This is a genomic window from Halogranum roseipondis (assembly GCF_059695585.1).
Genome location: NZ_CM185235.1, coordinates 2,727,199 through 2,742,503, shown reverse-complemented (window position 1 = coordinate 2,742,503; position 15,305 = coordinate 2,727,199). Strand labels below are relative to the sequence as shown.

Genomic DNA, 15,305 nt, shown 5'->3' with positions numbered 1-15,305 from the left:
CGATTTAGGCTGGCCTAAATATTAACGGAGTGAAAAGTTGGATAGATGTTGGGATGGACGCCCCCGACACAGCAACCGAACGGCTTTAACCGGAACCCCCGCCAAGAGGCGGCTATGACGACAGTACGGGCGATCGAGGCGATGGCTGGCGACGACCCCATCACGATGCTGACCGCCTACGACGCGCCGACCGCGGCGCTCGTGGACGCGGCGGGCGTCGACCTGATCCTCGTCGGCGACAGCATGGGGAACGCGGCGCTGGGGTACGACTCGACGCTCCCGGTCACGGTCGAGGAGGTCCGCAGTCGGACGGCGGCCGTCGCCCGCGCGACGAACGACGCCGTCGTCGTCGCCGACATGCCGTTTCTCTCGGTCGGGGTCGACGAGGCCCAGAGCATCGACCACTGCGGACGGATGCTCAAGGAGGCCGACGCCGACGCGGTGAAACTGGAGTGTGGTCCCCACACGGTCGAACTGACGAAGCGACTGACCCAACTGGGTGTCCCCGTCATGGCGCATCTCGGACTGACGCCCCAGCAGGTCAAACAGACCGGCTACCTCCGACAGGGGACCTCGAAGGCCGAAGCACAGGAGATCTTGGACCTCGCACGCGCACACGAGGAGGCGGGTGCGTTCTCGGTCGTCCTCGAACACGTCCCCGCCAACCTCGCCGCGCAGGTGACCGAGGAGTTGGCGATCCCGACTATCGGCATCGGTGCCGGGCCGGACTGCGACGGACAGGTGCTCGTCGTCAACGACGTCGTCGGACTCGGCGACAGCGTCCCTCCCTTCGCGAAACAGTTCGGCGACGTCCGATCGGCGATGACGGAGGCCATCGGGGGCTACGTCGAGGCCGTCGAGTCCGGCACGTTCCCGGCGGAGGAACACAGCCACGTCGAACCGGACCTCGACGAGTTGTACTGACCACTCACGGGCGCTGACTGCACGTCGACGACGAGAGCCGTTCGCGCTGTTCTGTCGCCCCCCTTCTCGCGCTCAGAGCGACGCGAGGAACTCGCCGACGGCGTCGTTGAACGCCGCGGGCCGTTCGAGCATCGCCAGGTGGGCGGCGTCGTCGACGACGGCGACGTCGCAGTCGGGGATGTGTTCGGCGAGGTAGTCGTGGTAGCGTCGCGGCGTCAGCCGGTCGTGTTCGCCGACGACGGCCAGGGTCGGGACGTCGATCGCTCCGAGGTCGCCCCGAACGTCGAACTGGTGGCAGGTCTGGAAGTCGCGGCTCGTCACCGCCTGCCCCGCCTCGTGCATCGCCTCCTTCGAGAGTTCGACGGAACGCTCGTCGGCGTCGTGAAACAGGTGGTCGGGTTCGTGGAGGAACTCGACGGCCCGCTCGAAATCCTCCTCCAGCCAGACGAGCAGATCTTCGAGGACGCTGAGTTTCGCCCCCGTCCCCGTGAGCACGAGTCCCTCCAGCGGAAGGTCGCGTTCGAGCGCGAGCGTCATGGCGACCGCACCGCCGAGAGAGTTGCCGACGAGGACCCGCGCGTCGGTCTCCCGGGCGACCGCGACGACGTCGTCGACGTACGCCGCGAGCGTCTCGCCGCCGGGGTCGGCGTCGATGTCGTCGCTCTCGCCGTGACCGCTCAGGTCGAGGGCGACCACGGGGCGGTCGCCCCCGAGCCGCGACTGTGCCTTCCAGACGCCGCGTGAGCCACCGCTGCCGTGGACGAAGAGGACTGTCGACCCCGCCTCGGCCGCGTCGCCGCGGAACCACCGCCGGTAGGCGGTCGTCCGCCCGTGATGTGTGACCGTCTCCATGTGTCGTGCGTTCGAGTGCCAGCGCTTAAAGTCGCAGGGGTCGACGACCGGGGCGGAACCGCAATTCGAGTCGCTCCCACCCAACCCTCTGCCGTCTCTCGATTCGCCGGGGAAAGGTTCAAATACTTCGAAAGCTAACTTGTGGTTAGGATTCCACATGAGTCAACAACTATTCGAAGGTCGTGACGACCGCTTCCTCCGCCGGTACGACTACGACGACCGCTGGGTCGTCGCGGCCGACCTCCGCGTGTCCGACGAGAGCGTCGACGTCGACGTCGTCGGTCAGACGGCGATCATCGTCGTCGACACGGGCGACCGGACGTTCGAGACCGAGTTCGAACTGCCGACCGCCGACGCGGAAGTGTTTATGAAAAACGGCGTCGTCACTATCACTGGTGCAAAATGAAGCTCACTGTCAAACCGCTCAAACAGAAGGACGCAGGTCGCGGACTCGCCGCCATCGACCGTCTCGCCGCCAAGGAGATGGAGCTCTCGGGTGGCGACTTCATCCGTATCGAGGGCAACGAGGGCACCGCCATCGCGCGCGTCTGGCCGGGCTACCCGGAGGACGACGGGACGGGCGTCGTCCGCATCGACGGCCGACTGCGCCAGCAGGCGAACGTCGGCATCGACGACAAGGTCGACGTCGAGAAGGCGGACGTCAAGCCCGCCGACGAGGTCACCATCGCGCTCCCGCAGAACCTCCGCATCAGCGGTAACATCGGCCCGCACATCCGTGACAAACTCTCGGGACAACCCGTCACGAAGGGGCAGTCGGTCCAGATCCCGTTCGGGTTCGGCTTCATCGCCAGCCAGGGGCAGTCGGTCCCGCTGAAGATCGCCAAGACCTCGCCCGGCGGGACGGTCGTCATCAACGACTCCACGGAGATCACCATCAGCGAGAAGCCCGCCGAACAGATCCGTGAGGCGACCGGGGCTGCCGGCGGCGGCGGCGACGGACCCGACGTCACCTACGAAGACATCGGTGGCCTCGATCGAGAGCTCGAACAGGTCCGCGAGATGATCGAGCTGCCGATGCGGCATCCGGAGCTGTTCAAGCGCCTCGGCATCGAACCGCCGAAGGGCGTGTTGCTGCACGGCCCGCCGGGGACGGGGAAGACGCTAATCGCGAAGGCCGTCGCCAACGAGATCGACGCCTCGTTCCACACCATCTCGGGGCCGGAGATCATGTCGAAGTACTACGGCGAGTCCGAAGAACAGCTCCGAGAGGTGTTCGAGGAGGCGACCGAGAACTCGCCGGCGATCGTCTTCATGGACGAGCTCGACTCCATCGCCGCCAAGCGCGAGGAGGCCGGCGGCGACGTCGAACGCCGCGTCGTGGCCCAGCTGCTGAGCCTGATGGACGGACTCGAAGAGCGCGGACAGGTCGTCGTCATCGGCGCGACCAACCGCGTCGACGCCATCGACCCCGCGCTCCGCCGTGGCGGCCGCTTCGACCGCGAGATCGAGATCGGCGTGCCGGACCGCGACGGCCGCAAGGAGATCCTGCAGGTCCACACGCGGAACATGCCGCTCGTCGAGGAGATCGACCTCGACGTGTACGCCGACAACACCCACGGGTTCGTCGGTGCGGACCTCGAGTCGCTCGCCAAGGAGAGCGCGATGACCGCCCTGCGGCGCATCCGCCCGCAGCTCGACCTCGAGGCCGACGAGATCGACGCCGAGGTGCTCGAGAACCTGCAGGTCACCGAAGAGGACTTCAAGGAGGCGCTGAAGGGGATCGAACCCTCGGCGCTCCGCGAGGTGTTCGTCGAGGTGCCGGACGTCACCTGGGAGGACGTCGGCGGCCTCGAAGACACCAAGGAACGCCTCCGCGAGACGATCCAGTGGCCGCTGGAGTACCCCGAGGTGTTCCAGCAGATGGACATGGAGGCCGCGAAGGGCGTGCTCCTCTACGGGCCGCCGGGGACGGGGAAGACGCTCCTCGCCAAAGCGGTCGCCAACGAGGCCGAGTCCAACTTCATCTCCATCAAGGGGCCCGAACTGCTGAACAAGTTCGTCGGCGAGTCCGAGAAGGGCGTCCGCGAAGTGTTCAAGAAGGCCCGCGAGAACGCGCCGACGGTGGTGTTCTTCGACGAGATCGACTCCATCGCGACCGAGCGCGGCCGCAACACCGGCGACTCCGGCGTCAGCGAGCGCGTCGTCTCGCAGCTGCTGACCGAACTCGACGGCCTCGAAGCGCTGGAGGACGTCGTCGTCATCGCGACGACGAACCGGCCGGACCTCATCGACTCGGCGCTCCTGCGTCCCGGTCGACTCGACCGACACGTCCACGTCCCCGTGCCGGACGAGGAGGCCCGCCGGAAGATCCTGGAGGTCCACACCCAGCACAAACCGCTGGCCGACTCCGTCGACCTCGACAGACTGGCGCGTCGGACCGAGGGCTACGTCGGTGCCGACCTCGAGGCGCTCGCCCGCGAGGCCGCGATGGTCGCCTCCCGGGAGTTCATCCGCAGCGTCGACCGCGAGGAGGTCGTCGACTCCATCGGCAACGTCCGCGTGACGATGGACCACTTCGAGGAGGCGCTCGACCAGGTCCAACCGAGCGTCACCGACGAGACCCGCCAGCGCTACGAGGAGATCGAAGAGCGCTTCAAGAAGAGTGAGGTCGAGAAGGACGACGGCGAGTACGGTCGGACGTTCCAATAGGACGTTTTTTTAGCGGGGGGTTCGCGCGCCTTCGGCGCGCTCAACCCCGCTAAAAAACCTCCACTAAAAAAACTCCGCGAGGCTCGGGCTACGCCCTCGCTCGCGGTACGACTCGACTAGTTCGGCCATCGTTGCCGACGCTTTGTGCTCACAAATTCGAGGATCTGAGCCACAGCAGGGCGAGAACGAGCCAAGAACTTCTACAGTCAACCACCGTCGAGCAGTCGGAGGCCGGAGTCGACGACGAACAGCAACCCGACGAGCGCGTCCACGTAGCCGGCGACGTCGACCCTCCCTCGGGGAACGGGCTGTCGCCGCTCAGTCGCTCTCCAACTTTCTGAGGTCGCTCGTCAACCACGCCACGACGTACTCGAATCCACGATAGCCGACGAAGAGAGAGCCACCAACGAGCACGGCGACGGGCAAGAGAAACGCGAGCAACTCGAAGTCGCCGTAGTATCTCGCCGACTCGGCGTAGACGGCGACGCCCAACGCGAGCAACATCGTCTGGAGCGTCAGGAGAGTCTCGATTTTGCGGGTGTCCATGCGCGAGAGACGTATCGTCGGCGACATGTGTCTTTCTATGCGATTGTTCGACGAGCGGACAAAAGATTTATTTGGTGGTGGGTGATAGCGTGTATCACGGTAAGACAACACAGACGACGGCCGTATCGCTACACGACCACCCGCTGAACGGAACACGAACCTGCATCGCGCGGCGACCGACGAACCGACCTGAACGGAGCACACGCAACGATTCGAGCACACCCACCACCCGAAGACCGTATCGCGCGGCGACCAACCACTTCACCTCACTCATACCGGCCCGACACCGCGCAGCGACTGCCAATCCCCACTCGTTTTTACCCGGCGGACGGAACCTGACCTCCATGGACGACGACTTACGAGCGAAGGTGCGCGCAGAGGCGGAGAAACACGCCCTGTTCAACGCGCTCAAACACGACAGCGACGCCGACGTCGGTGCCATCATGGGGCCGCTGATGGGCGAGAACCCCGACTTCCGTCCCCACGGCGACGAGATCCCCGGCGTCGTCGGCGGCGTCGTCGGCGACGTCAACGGGATGACCACCGAGGAGAAGCGCGAGCGCCTCGGCGAACTCGCCCCCGAAGAGTTGGAGGAGCTCGACTCGGAGGACGAGGAGGACGACCAGCTCCTGCCGGACCTGCCGAACGCCGAGGAGTACGACGAGATTCGGATGCGCGTCGCGCCGAATCCGAACGGCCCGTGGCACATCGGCCACGCTCGGATGCCCGCGGTCATCGGGACGTACGAGGAGATGTACGACGGCTCGTTCATCGTCCGCTTCGACGACACCGACCCCGAGACGAAGCGACCGGATCTCTCTGCGTACGACGCCATCCTCGAGGACATCGAGTATCTCGGCTTCGAGCCGGACGAGGTGATGAAGGCCTCCGACCGCGTCGAGACCTACTACGACCACGCTCGCGACCTCGTCGAGATGGGCGGGGCGTACACCTGCTCCTGTGAGGGCGAGACGTTCTCGGAGCTGAAGAACAGCGGCGAGCCCTGCCCGCACCGCGACAAGGACGTCGAGACCGTCCTCGACGAGTTCGAGTCGATGGTCGACGGCGACTACGCCTCCGGCGAGATGGTGCTCCGCGTCAAGACCGACATCGAGCACAAGAACCCCGCGCTGCGCGACTGGGTCGCCTTCCGGATGGTCGACACGCCCCACCCGCGCGAGGAGGCCGAAGACTACCGCGCGTGGCCGATGCTCGACTTCCAGTCCGGCGTCGACGACCATCTGACGGACGTCACTCACATCATCCGCGGCATCGACCTGCAGGACTCCGCGAAGCGCCAGCAGTTCGTCTACGACTACTTCGGCTGGGAGTACCCCGAAGTGCTGCACTGGGGACACGTCCAGGTCGACGAGTACGACGTCAAGATGTCGACGTCGACCATCAAACAGCTCATCGAAGACGGCGAACTCGACGGCTGGGACGACCCGCGCGCACCGACCATCCAGAGTCTCCGCCGCCGCGGCATCCACGGGGAGGCCATCGTCGACGCGATGGTCGGGCTCGGTATGTCCACCAGCGGCGTCGATCTGGCGATGTCGACCGTCTACGCCAACAACCGCGACATCGTCGACGACGCGGCCGACCGCTACTTCCTCGTCCGCGACGGCGTCGAGAAGGCCGTCGTCGGCGGGCCGGAGGCCGGCGAACCGCCGCTGCACCCCGACCACGAGGAGCGCGGTCGCCGCCACATCCCCGTCCCCGGCGCGGTCCGCGTCGAGCCGAAAGACGTCCCTGCCAACGGCGAGCGCGTCTGGCTCAAAGGCTACGGCTGTGTCCGCCACACGAGAGATGCCTTCGAGTACACCGGCGACGACATCAACGCCGTCCGCGAGGAGGGCGTCGACGTGATCCACTGGGTGCCCGCCGACGACACCGTCTCGGTGACGATGCGCACCGCCGAGGGCGACGTTACGGGCGAGGCCGAACCCGACTTCGCCGACGCCGAGGTCGACGAGGTCGTCCAGTTCGAGCGGATCGGATTCGCGCGCGTCGACGAGCAGAAAGGGGACGAATCGGTCGTCTACTGGACCCACAAGTAGCGTCGCTTCGCTCTCCTGTTTCGCTCTCCGTCGGGACTACAGAAACACCACGACGAGCATCACCGCGAGCATCGCCGCCGTCAGCACCACCTGCACCGCCGACGAGGCGAGCACGCCCACCGTCGCGTAGGCGGCCGTCCGGAGGCTGGCGTCGACGTCGTCGTTGCGGACGAACTCGACGGCGAAGACGGTCCCCGCGATGCCGAGGAGGATGCCGAACGGACCCGCGACGAAGAACAGGGCGAAGCCGACGACGGCGGCGACGGCCGTCGTCGTCAGCGACGCGCCGCCCGCACGGGCCGCGATGGGGCCGGAGAAGTAGTCGACGACGAGCGCGACGAGACCGAGGAGCGTCAGTCCGACGAGGACGATCGGGCCGGGCACGGTGTATCCGCTCACCCACCAGTAGAGATAGACGCCGACGAGCGAGCAGAGCGCGCCCGGGAGGAGTGGGACGACGCTTCCGACGACGCCGACGACGAGAAGCGCCAGTGCGACGAGTGAGAGCAGTTCCATAGTGAAGCGAACGCCCGGACGGACAAGTAGGCGACGTTCGTCGCCGGCGTATCGTCGACGACGGCCGAAACGTCGGTGGGATAGCTGCAAGGGTTAAGTGTGTCGTCTGTGTTATACACAGTCATGGCAATCGACCCGAACTTCGAGCAGAACCGCGAGAAAGTCGGCGAGGAGAACGGCGTCGCCGTCTGGGGACCGGTCGACCCGCCGGAGCAGTTAGGCATCCACGGCACGCACGTCGCCGTCGACTTCGACATCTGTCTCGCCGACGGCGCGTGTCTCGAAGACTGCCCGGTCGACGTGTTCACGTGGGTCGACTCGCCCGACCACCCCGAGAGCGAGATCAAGGCCGAACCGACACACGAAGACCAGTGTATCGACTGTATGCTCTGTGTCGACGTCTGTCCGGTCGACGCAATCGACGTCGACCCGGGCCGCGCGGGTCGTCTCTGAGTCGCAGCGCCGCGCCGTCGCTCGCTTGGAGGCGGTGTCTCGTCGCTCGGCGTCTCGGCCGTCTCCGATGAGTTCTACTCGAGAGTGATCGCTCGGGCGTCCGACCGATACCGTTCCCAGACGCTTCTCCCCCACGCGACGGCCGACGCCGTCGAATTCGTGATGACACCACGCAGTCCGCCGCTGTCGTCGTAGACGATGAGGGCCACCATCGGGTCGGGTTCGTCGACGACGACGAGCCCGAACGGGAGCGTCGCGTCGGTGTTCCAGAGACGAACGTCTCCCGTCTCGACGACCTCGACCGCCGCCGTGCGATACTGGTCGAAGAGGTGTTCGACGACGGGCGTCTCGAGGAGGAGGTTCGCGTCGAGATCGTCGTCGACGATACACTCGTGGAAGAGATCGACGTAGAGTGGGAGCAACACCGGAGACATCCCTCGGAGGGTCGTGGCCTCGCGAACGACGTCCTCGATGGTGTTCACGGGGAGGTTCGGCGCGTGTCGTTCGGCGAAGACGACGTCCGCGCCGCGGAGGACGGCGAGCGAGTCGATCGCGTCCGACGGGAGCACCGTCAGTAGCGACCCGGGGACGCAGAGCACTTCGATGGCGTCGGTGTACCGGGCGTGTTGGTCGAACGCCAGCCGCCCGGTGAGCGTCAGCTCGAACCCGTCGTCCGTCCGCTCGACGAGGGAGTGTTCTTCCAGTTCACGGAGCGCCTTGTAGGCCGTCGACCGCGAGACGCCGAGTTCGTCCTGGAGGTCTCTGTTGTGCTTCGGGCCGTCTACGAGGCACGCGAGTACGTCTGCCCGCTGTGAGACCACGTCACTGACGGCGTCTGCGTCGAATCCACTCCCCATACTCACCGACGGTTCGTCCTCTCAACTGATAAGTATGTCAGATTAGATTACACTACTGTCCACAAAAACAAAATAACAGTTGGACAATTGTATGCGTCGCGGAACCCGAAACGTGTGTTACAGCTCGAACGGAAGTGACGACTCCGAGCCGTCTCCGAATCGACGAGAGCGGCCACGGTCGATACCGACGTTTCGACTCGCGAGCGCAGTCTCCGACTCGGGAGAGTGTGTCCACGGGTAAAGTGACGAGGAAGGCGTAGAGAGCACCTCCCGATGTCTGTGATAGCTCGTTCTCTACCGGGCACGAATCGACTCTCGAAGCAACGAACGGACGGTGAGACCGAAGTGCGGCTCTCTTCTCTGGTGGGCTGTCTCGGGTGCTGTGCGGAGATGGAGCTGTGACGCCGCTCGAACCAGCGTTTCGGGCGCTCCTGGTGACTGCGCTCATGATTCTCGTCGGGGTCCCGCCGACACTGTTGGCGGCAGTGTTGCCCGTACTCCGGCGACGGGGGGTCGAGACGACGACCGTCCGCCGGATCGCGCTCCTGTTCGTCGGTCCGTCGCTCGTCGCCGCGGTCGTCTCGGCGACGACACTGACCGCACTCAAGTGGGAGCCGTCCGTCGCCAGCGTCGACACCGGCACGTTCGTCTCCGCGGCGCTCGGCACCGAACTCGGGACGATGTGGCTCGTCCAGGCGACGCTCGGTCTCGGTCTCGTCGCGCTCACGATCGCCGTGGCGCGAGAGACGAAGTGGGTGACGCAGCGACGGTGGCTCGCGACGGTGACGGTCGGGTCGCTCACCATGCTCGCGGTGTTCTGCTGGACGCGCTACTCGACGGCCGTCTCGAGCCGCGAGTTAGCCGTCTTCGTGAAGTGGGTCCACATGACTGGCGCCGCGCTGTGGGTCGGCGGGCTGTTCGTCATGGCGAGGCTCTCGTCGTTCTTCCCCGAGGAGAGCGACGCCGACCTCGATGCGATCGTCGCGGCGTTCATCCGCCGGTTCTCGCTGCTGGCGGTCGCGGGCGTGACGATCGCGTTCGTCACGGGGATCCTCATCACCAGCTGGCACGTGCCGAGCGTCGACGCGCTCCTCACGACGCCGTACGGGCTCGTGGTCGTCGCCAAGGTCGGTCTCGTCCTCGGGGCAGCGGGCCTCGGCGGGTTCAACCGACTCGTCCTGCACGGACTGATCCAGGGGACTGACGACCGTCGCGCTCGAGGGGCGCTACCGGGACTGCTCGTCCTCGACCGCCGGTTCCGGGCGCGCGACGCGGTGCGGTCGTTCGTCACCGCGGTTCGCGTCGAACTGGCGGTGCTCGTGGTCGCGCTGCTGGCCTCGGTGGTGCTCACCGCCGTCTTCCAGCCGTCCTACACGGTCGTCGACGTCACCCCGAGACAGGTGTTCCTCACCGCCGCCGGGTCGGCGGCGAGCAACGTCCTGTTCTTCAGTCCGCTGATCCAACCGCTGAGCACGTGGTTCGCCGAGATGCTCCAACTCGGAGCGATCGCGGTCGCCATCGTCGGGTCGCTGGCACTGGGCTACGAACTCGGCGAGTTCGGCGCGCACCGCCGCTGACCGCGACTCCTCTCCGCTTCTCGCTCCCCCGTAGCGACCGATCTGTTTCTGTAGAATCATACTAGATGATTATTACGAACGTGTGTGTACTACCTGACGGAAGATACCAATGCACACAGTTGTCCTCACGAAAGGCGTCCCCGACTTCCGCGAGGGACAGGTCTCGTTCGACGAGAACGGCCACCTCGAACGCGGGAAGACGCCGACGGTGATGAACCCGAACGACCGATTCGCGCTTCAGGCGGCCTTCCAGACACGCGTCCGACACGGGGGGACCGTCTCGCTGACGAGCATGGGACCGCCGGGGTACAAAGACGTCCTCCGCGAGGGGATGGAGTCGGTGTACGCCGACGACCTGTATCTCGTCTCCGACCGGGAGATGGCGGCCGCCGACACCTGGGCGACGGCCATCACGCTCAGCGCGGCCATCGAGAAGATGGGGATGCCGGATCTCGTGTTCGCGGGGTTCAAGACGGCCGACGGCGAGACGGGCCACACTGGCCCGCAGACCTGCTGGTGTCTGGACATGCCCCTCGTGACGCACGTCGTCTCGCTTGACGTCGACGAGGAGGCGGAGACGGTACGTGCGAAACGGCTCGTCGAAGGAGACATCGAGGAGATGGAGACGGTCGAGACGTCGCTGCCGGCGTTCATCGTCGTCGACCCCGAGTTCGCGCCCAGCTATCGGTCGGCGGCTCACCGACTCACGCTGAAAGACCTCCGCGCGGAGACGAGAGCACGCGCCGAGAACTTCGAGGACCACCTGACGGTCTGGGACCACAGCGACATCAACGTCGACCCAGACTACATCGGCCTCGACGGGTCGCCCACCATCGTCTCCTCGGTCGACCCCATCCCGAAGGCGCCCGCCGAGCGCGAGGCGACGATGGTCGACCCCGGCGACAGAGAGGGGATGACAGCGGTGTTAGAGGAGATGGAACCGCTCGCCACCGGCGCTGCGACCGACGGTGGGACTGCCGACGCGACGGAGGGAGGTGACTGACCGTGTCGGAGCTCGACCCGAACGACTACGAGATGGCCGAACTCGGCCCGGCGATCAAGGACGTCGAGGACGTCGTCGCGCTGAAAGCTATCCTCGACAGGGAGAAGGAGGGACAGAACCGGCCGGGAGCGATCTCGCTCATCGAGAGTCGCATCGAGAAGTACGAAGCAGAGGAGGAGGACGTCGACACCGACGCGCTGAACCTCGACGACATGTCGACCGCGGACGTCGGCAACGCGGTCCAGTCCATCGAGGACGTCGACGAACTGCGCTCGCTGCTCGAACGCGAGGAGGCCGGACAGGACCGTGGGAGCGTCAAGGGGCTGATCGAGAGTCGCATCGACTCCGTCGCCGGCAGCGAGGAGGAGAGCGAGGAGGCCGATCTCGAGGAGGACCTCCCGCCGGAGGAGAAACATCCGGACCTCTCGCATCCGACCGCCGACAAGCGTCACGTCCGCGCACTGCAGGACGGCGTCTACCGCGACATGTGGGTCTACTGCGAGACGCAGGCGGGCGAGTTGATCGACGTCTCGAAGGAGATGCTCGGGAAGGCCCGCGAGCTGATGGACGAGTACAACGACGACTACGACGCCGAGGAGCGGGTCGTCGCGGTGCTCGTCGGCGACGACGTCGCGAAACACACCGACGACGTGATCGCCTACGGCGCGGACGTGGTCGTCGTCCACGAGGACGACCGGTTAGACCGGTTCCAGCACACGCCGTACTGCGAAATCTTCTGTGACATGGCCCGCGCCGGGGCGAGTCACGAGGGTGGCGAGGTCTCCGGCGGCCGCGACGAGGACTGGCGGGACTACGACAAGCCGCGCTACGTGCTCTTCCCGGCGACGAACAACGGACGGGACCTCTCGGCGCAGGTGCAGGCCGAACTCGACTCGGGGCTCGCCAGCGACTGTTCGGGGCTCTACATCGAGGACACGGTGATCTCGAACCCCGTCAAGACCGGCGTCGCGGGCGAGAAGAAGACGTTCGAGCGCGTGCTCCACATGAAGCGCCCCGACTTCTCGGGGTTCGAGTACTCGACGATCCTCTGTCTCGACAACCCGCGACGCGAGTTCCACCCGCAGGGTGGCTCCGTCATCCCGGGGAGCTTCGAGATTCCGGACCCCGACCCCGACCGCGAGGGCGAGGTCGTCCGCCACGAGGCCGACCTCGACGACGACTGGTTCCAGGTATCCGTCACCGACTACGACCAGTTGGACGAGGGGATCGACCTGACGGGCCACGACGTCGTCGTCGCCGTCGGCCGCGGCATCGGCGACGACCCGACGAGAGGGATGGAACTCGCGCTCGAACTCGCCGACGCCTTCGAGGACGCCGAGGTCGGCGTCTCCAGAGGGATCGTCACCGGCTCCTACCAGTTTGACGGCCACGTCGAACAGTACACCCACGAGGAGCGACAGATCGGCGAGACCGGACAGGTCGTCGCGCCGAAACTCTACATCGCCGCGGGCATCTCGGGTGCGGTGCAGCACAAGGTCGGGATGGACGAGTCCGACGTCATCGTCGCCGTCAACACCGACCCCGAGGCGAGAATCAGAGACTTCTCCGACTACTTCGTCGAGGGCGACCTCTTCGAGGTGCTGCCCCAGTTGACGAAGGCGCTGAAGAACGGCGAACTCGACCTCGAACTGGCCGGTGCGAAGCCGGCCGGCGACGGCGCGGCCGCGACCGACGGAGGTGGTGGCGAATGAGCGACGACTACGAACACTACGAGGCCGTCGTCGTCGGCGCGGGACCGGGCGGGGCGGCCGCGGCGGCGACGCTCGCGAACTACGGCGTCGAGACGCTCGTCCTCGAACGCGGCGTCGACGCCGGATCGAAGAACGTCTCCGGCGGGCTCATCTACGCCGAGGAGTCCGCTCCCTACACGATCGACGACCTATTCCCCGACTTCCGCGAGGAAGCCTCGGAGCGCCCCATCACGGAGTACTACCTCCACAACGTCGCCGGCGAGCACGTCAAGACGTTCGACCTGACCGACCTCCACGAGGACGACACCGAGTGGTCCGACGCCGTCCTCCGACGGAAGATGGACTCGTGGCTGGCCGAGCGGGTCCACGAGAAGACCCGCGAGACGGGCGGCGGTCTCCTGACCGACGTCCACGTCGACGGACTCCTGCGAGAGAACGGCCGCATCGTCGGCGTCACCTGTGACGAACTCGACCCCATCCGAGCGGATATCGTCGTCGCCGCCGACGGCGTCAACTCCGAACTCGCCCGCGACGCCGGGCTGATGGACTGGGAGGAACCGGAGGAGTGGTTCCAGGGCGTGAAGGCCGTCGTCGACGTCCCCGGCGACGTCATCACCGAGCGGTTCGGCGTCGGCGAGGGCGAGGGCGTCGCCCACCTGTTCTCGGGCGACCTCTTCCAGGACGTCCGCGGCGGTGGGTTCCTCTACACCAATCAGGATTCGCTGTCGATCGGAACGGTGTTCCACCTCGACAGCCTCGTCGCCGAGCAGGCCGAACCGCACGAGTTGCTCGACGCCCTCTTGACCCATCCGCTGCTCGCGGAGTGGCTGGGTGACGAGTACACCGAACTGGAGTACTCGGCGAAACTCGTCCCCGACTCGAAGAAGGTCGCGTTGCGCGAACCGCACGCGGACCGTCTCGTCGTCGTCGGCGACGCCGCCGGCCAGATGCAGGCACAGGGGCCCATCATCAAGGGGATGAACCACGCCGTCACCGCCGGTGCGCTCGCCGCCGAGGCGTTCGCCGAGGCGAAGGCGCGCAACAGCCCCGAGTCGGCGGGCGAACTGTACGCGCAGAAACTCCGCACCGAGGGGGTGATGAAGAAACTCCGCCCGCGCGGCTACGACGCCGTGAGCGCCGTCGGCGAACGCGAGTCCGTGACGAACGTCACCGACCGGGTGCTGGAGTCGTCGCTGGGCCGACTCGGGGTCCGCGCGTTCGGCGGGCAGTTGGAACGGCTCTACAACGCCTCGTCGCTGTCGATGCTGGTGCCGGACACCCGGACGCCGTACGTGACGCTCCCGACGGTCATCGCCGAGGAGCTGGGGACGCCGGTGACCGACGAGAACACCGTCCAGCCGCCGAGCCTGGAGGAGCGCATCGGCGACCTGACCTACGACACCGACATCGGCAACCCGCACATCACGCTGCGCGACAACTCCTTCGAGGCCAGCGGCGCGGCCGTCACGGCCTGTCCGGTGAGCGCGATGGACTACGGCGGCGGCTGTTACCGCGAGGAGACGATCCGGACCAACGGGAGCGAGGAACGCGTCGTCAGCCTCGACACCCAGCCCTGCGTCGAGTGCGGCACCTGCGCCATCGTCGCCGACACCGAGTGGACCCACCCGCGCGGCGGGAAGGGCGTCGAGTTCAAACAGGGGTGAGGACGGTGGCCGACACGACCCGCGGTGACGACGGAACCCGCCACTCCGGCTACGTCGACCGCATCCGCGACCTCGCCGCCGAGGCCCGGGAGGCCCGCGAGACGTTCGAGCCGCCCGAGCGGACCGACCCGAGCGGCGAGGGGGAGGCTGCCACCGAGGCCGACAAGCGGGCGCTCCGGTGTGCTCGCGACGGCGTCGGTCCGGTGGTCGCACTCTACGTTGAGGCCCACAGCGCCGCCTGGGACGTCGAGTTCTCCGGCGAGGAGCTCCGACTGCTCCACCGGGCGCTGAACGACTGGCTGTCGCTGTACGCACGCTGTTACGGCGTCGACCTCGACGCCTCCTTCTCGATCCGAGAGGCGGCCGAGATCCTGCTCAAGACGCACGACGTCCGCGATACGGCGCAGCTGTTGACCTGCGTCCCACCGCGACGAAGCTGATTCGTCGGACGGTCCGTTTTTTAAGTATCAC

14 protein-coding genes are annotated in these 15,305 nt (G+C 66.6%); 10 read left to right on the top strand and 4 right to left on the bottom strand.

Going from position 1 to position 15,305, the window contains the following annotated elements; translation table 11 throughout:
• The first annotated feature begins 114 nt into the window (after positions 1 to 114).
• On the top strand, positions 115 to 924 hold the full coding sequence (gene panB / locus EOHIBHHM_RS14390) for a 3-methyl-2-oxobutanoate hydroxymethyltransferase (RefSeq protein ID WP_497251739.1): 810 nt from the start codon (positions 115 to 117) through the stop codon (positions 922 to 924).
• Positions 925 to 996: 72 nt separating this feature from the next.
• Here panB and EOHIBHHM_RS14385 read toward each other — a convergent pair whose 3' ends face one another.
• Positions 997 to 1,776, bottom strand: coding sequence for an alpha/beta fold hydrolase (locus EOHIBHHM_RS14385; RefSeq protein WP_497251737.1), 780 nt, complete (start codon positions 1,774 to 1,776; stop codon positions 997 to 999).
• A gap of 157 nt (positions 1,777 to 1,933) precedes the next feature.
• Between EOHIBHHM_RS14385 and EOHIBHHM_RS14380 the strand changes: the two genes are divergently transcribed.
• The gene (locus tag EOHIBHHM_RS14380) at positions 1,934 to 2,182 is read left to right on the top strand and encodes a DUF7127 family protein (protein WP_497251735.1); all 249 of its coding nucleotides are present in this window, start codon (positions 1,934 to 1,936) and stop codon (positions 2,180 to 2,182) included.
• Positions 2,179 to 4,446: a CDC48 family AAA ATPase gene (locus EOHIBHHM_RS14375; protein ID WP_497251733.1), complete on the top strand. Its 2,268-nt coding sequence runs from the start codon at positions 2,179 to 2,181 to the stop codon at positions 4,444 to 4,446. Before EOHIBHHM_RS14380 ends, EOHIBHHM_RS14375 begins: the two co-directional genes overlap by 4 nt.
• Positions 4,447 to 4,764: 318 nt before the next feature.
• On the opposite strand, the gene EOHIBHHM_RS14370 is transcribed toward EOHIBHHM_RS14375, so the two are convergent.
• Positions 4,765 to 4,992 (bottom strand): hypothetical protein, encoded by a 228-nt coding sequence (locus tag EOHIBHHM_RS14370; protein ID WP_497251731.1) that lies wholly within the window; start codon positions 4,990 to 4,992, stop codon positions 4,765 to 4,767.
• Between the two features lie 344 nt (positions 4,993 to 5,336).
• Between EOHIBHHM_RS14370 and EOHIBHHM_RS14365 the strand changes: the two genes are divergently transcribed.
• Positions 5,337 to 7,052: a glutamate--tRNA ligase gene (locus tag EOHIBHHM_RS14365; RefSeq protein ID WP_497251729.1), complete on the top strand. Its 1,716-nt coding sequence runs from the start codon at positions 5,337 to 5,339 to the stop codon at positions 7,050 to 7,052.
• A 36-nt stretch (positions 7,053 to 7,088) separates the two neighbouring features.
• On the opposite strand, the gene EOHIBHHM_RS14360 is transcribed toward EOHIBHHM_RS14365, so the two are convergent.
• Positions 7,089 to 7,568, bottom strand: coding sequence for a DUF456 domain-containing protein (locus EOHIBHHM_RS14360; RefSeq protein ID WP_497251727.1), 480 nt, complete (start codon positions 7,566 to 7,568; stop codon positions 7,089 to 7,091).
• Positions 7,569 to 7,691: 123 nt separating this feature from the next.
• Between EOHIBHHM_RS14360 and EOHIBHHM_RS14355 the strand changes: the two genes are divergently transcribed.
• Positions 7,692 to 8,021: a 4Fe-4S dicluster domain-containing protein gene (locus EOHIBHHM_RS14355; protein ID WP_497251725.1), complete on the top strand. Its 330-nt coding sequence runs from the start codon at positions 7,692 to 7,694 to the stop codon at positions 8,019 to 8,021.
• 74 nt (positions 8,022 to 8,095) lie between these two features.
• Here the strand turns inward: EOHIBHHM_RS14355 and EOHIBHHM_RS14350 are convergent, their stop codons facing one another.
• Positions 8,096 to 8,878 (bottom strand): helix-turn-helix transcriptional regulator, encoded by a 783-nt coding sequence (locus EOHIBHHM_RS14350; protein WP_497251723.1) that lies wholly within the window; start codon positions 8,876 to 8,878, stop codon positions 8,096 to 8,098.
• Positions 8,879 to 9,276: 398 nt separating this feature from the next.
• Here EOHIBHHM_RS14350 and EOHIBHHM_RS14345 point away from each other — a divergent pair, with 398 nt between their 5' ends.
• The 5 genes from EOHIBHHM_RS14345 to EOHIBHHM_RS14325 all read left to right on the top strand — a co-directional run bounded on the left by EOHIBHHM_RS14345 (position 9,277) and on the right by EOHIBHHM_RS14325 (position 15,274).
• Complete coding sequence (locus EOHIBHHM_RS14345; protein WP_497251721.1) at positions 9,277 to 10,455, top strand: CopD family protein; 1,179 nt, start codon at positions 9,277 to 9,279, stop codon at positions 10,453 to 10,455.
• 109 nt (positions 10,456 to 10,564) lie between these two features.
• The gene (locus tag EOHIBHHM_RS14340; protein WP_497251719.1) at positions 10,565 to 11,458 is read left to right on the top strand and encodes an electron transfer flavoprotein subunit beta/FixA family protein; all 894 of its coding nucleotides are present in this window, start codon (positions 10,565 to 10,567) and stop codon (positions 11,456 to 11,458) included.
• Positions 11,459 to 11,490: 32 nt separating this feature from the next.
• A complete protein-coding gene (locus EOHIBHHM_RS14335) occupies positions 11,491 to 13,170 on the top strand; it encodes an electron transfer flavoprotein subunit alpha/FixB family protein (protein ID WP_497257012.1) in 1,680 nt (559 codons plus the stop codon).
• On the top strand, positions 13,167 to 14,834 hold the full coding sequence (locus EOHIBHHM_RS14330; protein WP_497251717.1) for an FAD-dependent monooxygenase: 1,668 nt from the start codon (positions 13,167 to 13,169) through the stop codon (positions 14,832 to 14,834). The genes EOHIBHHM_RS14335 and EOHIBHHM_RS14330 overlap by 4 nt, the downstream gene beginning before the upstream one ends.
• Positions 14,831 to 15,274, top strand: a complete 444-nt coding sequence (locus EOHIBHHM_RS14325; protein ID WP_497251715.1) for a DUF8055 family protein — start codon at positions 14,831 to 14,833, stop codon at positions 15,272 to 15,274. Before EOHIBHHM_RS14330 ends, EOHIBHHM_RS14325 begins: the two co-directional genes overlap by 4 nt.
• Positions 15,275 to 15,305 lie beyond the last annotated feature (31 nt).

Excerpts from the sequence above, each read along its gene's own strand:
- panB (WP_497251739.1), top strand. The coding sequence starts at position 115 with ATGACGACAGTACGGGCGATCGAGGCGATGGCTGGCGACGACCCCATC.
- EOHIBHHM_RS14385 (WP_497251737.1), bottom strand. The coding sequence starts at position 1,776 with ATGGAGACGGTCACACATCACGGGCGGACGACCGCCTACCGGCGGTGG.
- EOHIBHHM_RS14380 (WP_497251735.1), top strand. The coding sequence starts at position 1,934 with ATGAGTCAACAACTATTCGAAGGTCGTGACGACCGCTTCCTCCGCCGG.
- EOHIBHHM_RS14375 (WP_497251733.1), top strand. The coding sequence starts at position 2,179 with ATGAAGCTCACTGTCAAACCGCTCAAACAGAAGGACGCAGGTCGCGGA.
- EOHIBHHM_RS14370 (WP_497251731.1), bottom strand. The coding sequence starts at position 4,992 with ATGGACACCCGCAAAATCGAGACTCTCCTGACGCTCCAGACGATGTTG.
- EOHIBHHM_RS14365 (WP_497251729.1), top strand. The coding sequence starts at position 5,337 with ATGGACGACGACTTACGAGCGAAGGTGCGCGCAGAGGCGGAGAAACAC.
- EOHIBHHM_RS14360 (WP_497251727.1), bottom strand. The coding sequence starts at position 7,568 with ATGGAACTGCTCTCACTCGTCGCACTGGCGCTTCTCGTCGTCGGCGTC.
- EOHIBHHM_RS14355 (WP_497251725.1), top strand. The coding sequence starts at position 7,692 with ATGGCAATCGACCCGAACTTCGAGCAGAACCGCGAGAAAGTCGGCGAG.
- EOHIBHHM_RS14350 (WP_497251723.1), bottom strand. The coding sequence starts at position 8,878 with ATGGGGAGTGGATTCGACGCAGACGCCGTCAGTGACGTGGTCTCACAG.
- EOHIBHHM_RS14340 (WP_497251719.1), top strand. The coding sequence starts at position 10,565 with ATGCACACAGTTGTCCTCACGAAAGGCGTCCCCGACTTCCGCGAGGGA.
- EOHIBHHM_RS14335 (WP_497257012.1), top strand. The coding sequence starts at position 11,491 with ATGGCCGAACTCGGCCCGGCGATCAAGGACGTCGAGGACGTCGTCGCG.
- EOHIBHHM_RS14330 (WP_497251717.1), top strand. The coding sequence starts at position 13,167 with ATGAGCGACGACTACGAACACTACGAGGCCGTCGTCGTCGGCGCGGGA.